The sequence below is a fragment of the Streptomyces sp. NPDC054840 genome (genome assembly GCF_053611065.1).
Genome location: NZ_JBSGZP010000399.1, coordinates 1 through 6,876, shown reverse-complemented (window position 1 = coordinate 6,876; position 6,876 = coordinate 1). Strand labels below are relative to the sequence as shown.

7 protein-coding genes, 1 other RNA gene and 1 pseudogene are annotated in these 6,876 nt (G+C 71.5%); 3 read left to right on the top strand and 6 right to left on the bottom strand.

Features of this window, described 5'->3' with window-relative positions:
• From ACWGIU_RS24980 to ACWGIU_RS24970, 3 genes and pseudogenes are all read right to left on the bottom strand, one after another.
• Positions 1 to 186, bottom strand: a pseudogene (locus ACWGIU_RS24980) (uroporphyrinogen-III synthase); the annotation flags it as partial.
• A 95-nt stretch (positions 187 to 281) separates the two neighbouring features.
• Positions 282 to 1,652, bottom strand: a complete 1,371-nt coding sequence (locus ACWGIU_RS24975) for a nitrate/nitrite transporter (RefSeq protein ID WP_453709267.1) — start codon at positions 1,650 to 1,652, stop codon at positions 282 to 284.
• A gap of 96 nt (positions 1,653 to 1,748) precedes the next feature.
• Complete coding sequence (locus tag ACWGIU_RS24970; RefSeq protein ID WP_453709265.1) at positions 1,749 to 2,714, bottom strand: LysR family transcriptional regulator; 966 nt, start codon at positions 2,712 to 2,714, stop codon at positions 1,749 to 1,751.
• A 94-nt stretch (positions 2,715 to 2,808) separates the two neighbouring features.
• Here ACWGIU_RS24970 and ACWGIU_RS24965 point away from each other — a divergent pair, with 94 nt between their 5' ends.
• From ACWGIU_RS24965 to ACWGIU_RS24955, 3 genes are all read left to right on the top strand, one after another.
• Positions 2,809 to 4,062: an MFS transporter gene (locus ACWGIU_RS24965; protein ID WP_453709269.1), complete on the top strand. Its 1,254-nt coding sequence runs from the start codon at positions 2,809 to 2,811 to the stop codon at positions 4,060 to 4,062.
• Between the two features lie 105 nt (positions 4,063 to 4,167).
• Complete coding sequence (locus ACWGIU_RS24960; protein ID WP_453709263.1) at positions 4,168 to 4,443, top strand: type II toxin-antitoxin system Phd/YefM family antitoxin; 276 nt, start codon at positions 4,168 to 4,170, stop codon at positions 4,441 to 4,443.
• Positions 4,440 to 4,697 carry a Txe/YoeB family addiction module toxin gene (locus tag ACWGIU_RS24955; protein ID WP_453709261.1) on the top strand — a complete coding sequence of 86 codons (258 nt, stop codon included), beginning with the start codon at positions 4,440 to 4,442 and terminating at the stop codon, positions 4,695 to 4,697. The genes ACWGIU_RS24960 and ACWGIU_RS24955 overlap by 4 nt, the downstream gene beginning before the upstream one ends.
• 55 nt (positions 4,698 to 4,752) lie before the next feature.
• Here ACWGIU_RS24955 and ssrA read toward each other — a convergent pair.
• The 3 genes from ssrA to ACWGIU_RS24940 form a co-directional block, all read right to left on the bottom strand.
• Positions 4,753 to 5,141: a transfer-messenger RNA gene (gene ssrA, locus ACWGIU_RS24950) on the bottom strand.
• Between the two features lie 103 nt (positions 5,142 to 5,244).
• On the bottom strand, positions 5,245 to 5,730 hold the full coding sequence (smpB, locus tag ACWGIU_RS24945; protein WP_266595930.1) for an SsrA-binding protein SmpB: 486 nt from the start codon (positions 5,728 to 5,730) through the stop codon (positions 5,245 to 5,247).
• 18 nt (positions 5,731 to 5,748) lie between these two features.
• The coding region (locus ACWGIU_RS24940; protein WP_453709258.1) for a S41 family peptidase at positions 5,749 to 6,876 on the bottom strand (1,128 nt) is incomplete at its 5' end.

Here is a 6,876-nt window from a genome sequence, read left to right as displayed (position 1 = left end):
GCCGATCAGTTCCTTCGTCGCGGCCAGCAGCTCGCTGTCGTCGGCGAGCGGCACGATCCGCAGCGCCGGCGCGTGCAGCACCGCCGCCCCGCGACGGCGCAGCAGCGCGATGAGCTCGTCCGCGCGCCGGGCGGCCGTGACCCCTACGGTGAAGCCCGCGAGCGGGCCGGTGTTCGTGTCGTCCATCGTGACCTGCCTAGTGACGCATGTGGGGGCGGTACGGGTGGACCGAGCCTGCCAACACGTCGTGTCGGACTCGGTTCACCCGTATTTCGCCCCGGTTACACCGACGTGAGCTGCGGTTTCGTCTCGACCCCGACCGTGTGGATCACCGGGGCCACGGGGCGGCGAAGGTATACCGCCCAGGTGACCGCGCAGCACAGGGCGTAGAAGCCGAGGAAGGTGACGAAGGCCGCCGTTCCGGAGCCGGAGGTGCGGAACGCCTCCCGGAAGACCAGGTTGATGCCGAGTCCGCCGAGGGCGCCGACCGCTCCGATGAGTCCCATCGAGGCGCCGGAGAGCCTCCGCCCGTACGCGGCCGCGCTCTCGCCGCTCATGCCGCGCGCCAGTGCCTTGGCCTGGAAGATGCCCGGGATCATCTTGTACGTCGATCCGTTGCCGAGGCCGCTGAGGACGAAGAGGGCCACGAACCCGACGAGGAAGACCGGCAGCGAGGACCGCTGCGAGGCGAACACGACCACGCCGGTGGCCGCCGCCATCGCCACGAAGGTCCCCAGGGTGATCCGCGCCCCGCCGAACCGGTCCGCGAGCGCCCCGCCCACCGGCCTGATCAGCGAGCCGAGCAGCGGTCCCATGAAGGTCAGCGAGGCGGCCTGGAGCGGGGTGCGGCCGAACTGGGTCTGCAGCACCAGCCCGAAGGCGAAGCTGTACCCGATGAAGGACCCGAACGTCCCGACGTACAGGAACGCCATGATCCAGGTGTGCACGTCCTTGACCGCTTCACGGACCGCCCCGGTGTCGTTGCGCACGGGGGCCAGGTTGTCCATGCGTACGGCCGCCAGGACGGCCGCGATGACGATCAGCGGGATGTAGGCGCCCAGCAGGTACCGCGGGTGTGAGGCGCCGGCGGTGGCGATGACCAGCAGCCCGGCCAGCTGCACCACGGGGACGCCGATGTTGCCGCCGCCGGCGTTCAGACCGAGCGCCCAGCCCTTCTTGCGCAGCGGGTAGAAGGCGTTGATGTTGGTCATGGAGGAGGCGAAGTTGCCGCCTCCCACGCCGGTGAGGGCGGCCACGAGCACGAAGGTCCCGTACGAGGTGCCGGGCTCCATCACCACGACCGCGGCGACCGTCGGCGCGAGCAGCAGCAGCGCGCTGACGACGGTCCAGTTCCGGCCGCCGAAGCGGGCCACGGCGAAGGTGTACGGCACCCGGACGATCGCGCCGACCAGGGTCGCGGTCGCGATGAGGAAGAACTTGCCGGCCGGGTCGATCCCGTACGCCGGGCCCATGAAGAGGACCATCACGGACCAGAGCGACCAGATGGAGAACCCGATGTGCTCGGAGAACACGGAGTAGACGAGGTTGCGGCGGGCGGTCCGCTCCCCCGTCTCCTTCCAGAAGGTCTCGTCCTCGGGATCCCACTGCTCGATCCAGCGGCCCCCCTTGCGCGGTGCGGTCGTACCGGTCATCACACGCCTCCACAGCTGTCGCGTCCGTGGAACGACCGTAGGAACGGCGCGTTTCAGCCCCGGTCACCGCCGCGTGACCGCCGGGAAACCTTGCTCTCACCCGCCGCCGGGGACACCTGTGAGCGCGGCCGGGAGCCAGCTCGCCGGGGGCACGTCCAGCCAGCCGCGTTCGGCACTGAGCCCGGCCGCGGCCCGGTGCAGCGCTTCGAGTCCGGGGTGGCTGAAACCCTTGCGCCACACCATGGACAGCGGGGACAGCGGTACGGGGTCGACCAGCGGCCGCTTCACGGATCCGGGCATGTCGACGAAGTCGACGGTCACCAGCACCGGATTGCCGGTCTTGGCCATGACCCGGCCGAACTCGTCCTTGCCGATGGCCACCGGGGCGGGCGGCGCCATCAGGATCCCGCGCCCGGCGAACAGCTCGCGCGCGAGTCCGGTCCACTCCAGCGTCCGCGGGTTGCCGGCGCCCGCGTACACGGTGTCCCCGGCCAGCGCGTCCAGCGGTACGGCCGCCCGTCCGGCCAGCGGGTGCCCCTCGGGCAGCAGCACGGCGAGCGGCTCGTAGCGCACGGGCCGGTGCGCGATGCGCGAGCGCCACACCGGGTCCAGTCCGTCGGCGTACCCGAAGGAGACGTCGAGGCGTCCGGCGGCGACCTCGGCGGCGGCGTGGGTCAGTCCGCTCTCCCAGCGGGCCATCAGCTCGCAGTCCGGGGCCAGCTCCCGGGCGCGCTCCAGGACGGTGCGTGCGGTGCTCGGGCCGTCGGTGTTCAGGTCGACGAGGAGCGCCCGGGGCGCGGCGAAGGCGGCGGCGACCGCCTCGTGCGCGGCCAGCACCCGCCGGGCGAGCGGCAGCAGCCGCTCCCCGTCGGGGGTGGGCTCGACGGCGCGGGTCGTACGGACGAACAGTGTGGTGCCGAGGGCCTCTTCGAGCCGCCGTACGTCCCGGCTCAGCGCCTGCTGGGCGACGTACAGCCGGGCGGCGGCGCGGGTGAAGTGCAACTCCTCGGCCACGGCGACGAACCCGCGCAGCAGCCGGGGATCCACATCACGGGGCATCATCCCCGGAGACTAACAACAGATCGGCGTGAATGGCCTCCGAACAGGTGTTGGACGGTTCGCCCGGTCCCGGCCGAGGGTGGTGGCCATGCCCCTCATGGCCGTCACCGGCAGCACCCTCGTCCTCGCCGCCCCGCCCGTCCTGCCCGCCCCCGTCCGTACTCCCCCGCGCCCGCCGGGCCCGCTGAGCCCTTACCGGCGCCTGTTCGCGCTGCCGGGCACCCGCGGGTTCACCGCCGGGAACCTCCTCGCCCGCCTCCCCATGGGCATGTTCGGGGTCAGCACGGTCATGATGATCGCCGGCCAGCGCGGCTCGTACGCCCTCGCCGGCGCGGTCACGGCGACCGGCCTGGCCGCCACCGCGCTGGTCGCGCCGTGGACCGCCCGGCTGATCGACCGGCACGGCCAGGCCCGGATCGCCGTCCCGGCCACCCTGATCGCGGTCCTCGGCTCGCTCTGCCTGATCGTGTGCGTCCGTACCGGCGCCCCCGCCTGGACCCTCTTCGCCTCGTACGCCGCGACCGCCACCACCCCCAACATCGGCGGCATGTCCCGCGCCCGCTGGACGCACCTGCTGCGGAACTCGCCGGGAGAGCACCACACCGCGATGTCCTTCGAACAGGCCGCCGACGAGCTCTGCTTCATGCTCGGCCCGATCCTGGCCGCCTTCCTCTGCTCGGTCGTCCTCCCCGAGGCCGGCACCCTCACCGCGGCCGCCCTGCTGCTGACCGGCATGCTCGTCTTCACCTCCTGCCGCGCCACCCAGCCCCCGGTGTCGGCGGGCCCGCACCGCGGCTCACCGCTGCGCGCCCTGGCCCCGCTGCTGCCCCTGTTCCTCGCCACCGGCGTGGTCTTCGGCTCGATGGAGATCGCCTCGATCGCCCACCTCGACGCCCTGGGGCTGGGCGCGGCCTCGGGTCCGGTGCTGGCCCTCCAGGCGGCGGGCTCCTGCGCGGCCGGCCTGCTCTACGGCACGATGCGCCCGCGCGGTCTGCGCACCTGCCTGATCGCCATGGCCGCCGCGATGGCCCTGCCCTGGGCGGCGGCGGCCACGGACTCGCTCCTTCCGCTGGCCTGCGCGCTGCTGCTGGCGGGCATGGCCACGGCTCCGACGATGGTGACGGCGATGTCGCGGGTCCATGCCCTGACCCCGGAGGGCCGCCTCAACGAGGGCATGACCCTCGCGGTCACCGCCATCTTCGCGGGCATCTCCCTGGGCGCGGCGACGGCCGGCACCCTGGTCGACCACCTGGGCCCCTCGACGGCCTACGCCCTCCCGGCGGTGGCGGCCGTGATCGCCCTCGCAACCACGGCCCGGCGTCCCCCCGTCACCGTCAGCCCCTCCGCCTGACGACGACCCCGCCGTCAGGCCACCAGACCTCCCCACATGACTCGTACCGGTTTTCGGTACGAGTCATGTACCATAAACCCGTACGACCCCAGAGAGGAGCGCACCGTGTCCATAAGCGCCAGCGAAGCCAGGGCGACCCTGTTCCCACTGATCGAGCGCGTCAACACCGATCACGCTCCGGTGCGCATCACCTCCAAGAGCGGTGACGCGGTCCTCATGTCCGCCGACGACTACGACTCCTGGCAGGAGACCGTCTACCTCCTGCGGTCCCCCGCCAACGCCCAGCGGCTGATGGAGGCCGTCGCACGCGACCGTGAGGGCGCCTCCACCGTCGCCAGGACACTGGACGAACTGAGGGAGCTGGCCGGAGGCGAGGAGTGAGGAGCGTTCACTTCGACCCGGCCGCCTGGGAGGACTTCCTGTTCTGGCTCTCGTCGGACCGGAAGATGGCCCGCCGGATCACCCGTCTGATCGGGGAGATCCAGCGCGATCCGTTCACCGGCATCGGCAAGCCCGAGCCGCTGAAGGGCGAGCTGTCGGGCTACTGGTCCCGCCGCATCGACGACGAGCACCGCCTCGTGTACCGGGCCGACGAGAAGGAAGTGAAGATCCTCAAGGCCCGCTACCACTACTGACGCATGACAAAGGCCCCGCAGCCGAGAGGCCGCGGGGCCTGTGCCCACATGGGATGAGTGGAGATGGCGGGAATCGAACCCGCGTCCAACGGTGCAGAAGCAGGGCTTCTCCGAGCGCAGTCCGCTGCGCTTTTCTCAGCCCCGGAGATCACACGGACAAGTCTCCGACGGGCTCAGTCACTGTTTGGTTTCCCTCCAACCCCCGTGACCGGGGCTAGAGGTTTAGATCCCTAATTGACGCCAGGATCCGGACCGGGACCACTTCCGGGCTGACGCTCCTCACAGAGGCTTCAGCTCACTGTTATTAGGCAGCGAGGGTGAAGCGGGAGTTATCGCTCTTGGAGTTGGCGATTATTGTTTGCGACATATGGTTAGCGAGATCATTGCCGCTTCCTCGGCTCGCTTCCCCTGCATCGACATCCGCTGTCGAAACCGATCATCCCCATGTTGCCACTCTTGAATTAAAGGTCCAGCTCAAGCTGCGCCGACCCCTGGGGGGCGGTGCTGACGCCATGGTACGCGAAGTGGACCACCACGTGCCAGATGATTAAACCGTGCCGCGCTGCTTGCGACGGATGGCCGAGATCGTCCGGTTCGTCTCGCGGGTGTCCTGCTTCTCCCGCATGGTCTGCCGCTTGTCGTACTCCTTCTTGCCCTTCGCCAGCGCGATCTCGACCTTCGCCCGGCCGTCCTTGAAGTACAGCGACAGGGGCACGATCGTGTGACCCGACTCGTCGGCCTTGCGCTCCAGCTTGTCGATCTCCTCGCGGTGCATGAGGAGCTTGCGCTTGCGCCGGGCGCTGTGGTTGGTCCAGGTGCCCTGGCTGTACTCCGGCACGTGCACGTTGTAGAGCCAGGCCTCCCCGCTCTCCACCGACACGAAGCCGTCCACCAGCGAGGCCCGACCCTGGCGCATGGACTTGACCTCGGTACCCGTGAGCACGAGACCGCACTCGTAGGTGTCGAGGATCGCGTAGTCGTGGCGCGCCTTCTTGTTCTGGGCGATCAGCTTGCGCCCTTTTTCCTTAGCCATAGTGCGGTCATTTTCGCACTATCGACCCACCCCCAGGCCACCCAATACTGTCACCGCCCGCTCCTCGACCCGCTCGCCCGCCGGCACGTCGGGGATGATGCCCTCGCCGTCCAGGCTGCGGCCCGCCGGTGTGCGGTACGTGCCCACCGTCAGCTCGGCCACCGAGCCGTCCGGGAGTTCGGTCGGCATCTGCACCGAGCCCTTGCCGAAGGTCCGGCTGCCCACGGCCACCGCCCGGCCCCGGTCCTGCAGGGCGCCCGTCACCAGCTCGGCCGCGCTCATCGTGCCGCCGTCGACCAGGGCCACCAGCGGCCGGGTGGTGTCCCCGCCCTCGGCCGCGTACAGGACCCGCTGGTCGCCCCGCACGTCGTACGTGGCCACGAGCCCGCCGTCCAGGAAGGCGGAGGCGGCGGTGACCGCCTCGGTGACCAGCCCGCCCGGGTTGCCGCGCAGGTCGAGCACGACCCCCTCGCCGGCCGGGGCCGCCCGGACGGCGGCCTTGACGCGCTCCCCGGAACCGCGGGTGAAGGAGACCACCTTGATGACGGTGACCCCGTCGGGACGCTGCCGTACGGTCACCGGCTCGGTCCGCAGCTGCTCGCGGCGCACGGTCTCGGTGAGGTCGGCGCCGTCCCGGCTCAGGTTCAGCACGACGGGGGTGCCGGCGTCGCCGCGCAGCAGGGCGACCACGGCGGTTACGGCGAGGCCCGTCACGGCGTGCCCGTCGACGCTCAGCAGCCGGTCCCCGGCGCGCAGCCCGGCCCGGGCGGCGGGGCTGCCGGGCTGGACCTTGTCGACCTTGATCATGCCGTCGGCGGCCCGCCCGGCCCACACCCCGACGCCGGTCCAGCGGCCGTCGAGGCCCTCGGCGAAGGCGGCGTACTCGCCCTGGTCGTAGACGGTGCCCCAGCGGTCTCCGCTGCGGCTGACGACCTCCTGGGCCGCCTTCTTCCCGGACTTCCCCTCGGCGACGGCCTCGGCGGCGGCGCGGGCGACGGCGTCCCGGTCGGCGGTGCCCGGCTCGCGCGGGCTCTCGGGCGCGGGGGCGCCCACCAGGGCCGCGGCGGCCGTGGCGCCCTCCTCGCGGTTCCAGCAGCCGGTGTACGCACCGGCGCCGACGGCGGCGAGGAAGGCCATCGTCAAAAC

Excerpts from the sequence above, each read along its gene's own strand:
- ACWGIU_RS24975 (WP_453709267.1), bottom strand. The coding sequence starts at position 1,652 with ATGACCGGTACGACCGCACCGCGCAAGGGGGGCCGCTGGATCGAGCAG.
- ACWGIU_RS24970 (WP_453709265.1), bottom strand. The coding sequence starts at position 2,714 with ATGATGCCCCGTGATGTGGATCCCCGGCTGCTGCGCGGGTTCGTCGCC.
- ACWGIU_RS24965 (WP_453709269.1), top strand. The coding sequence starts at position 2,809 with ATGGCCGTCACCGGCAGCACCCTCGTCCTCGCCGCCCCGCCCGTCCTG.
- smpB (WP_266595930.1), bottom strand. The coding sequence starts at position 5,730 with ATGGCTAAGGAAAAAGGGCGCAAGCTGATCGCCCAGAACAAGAAGGCG.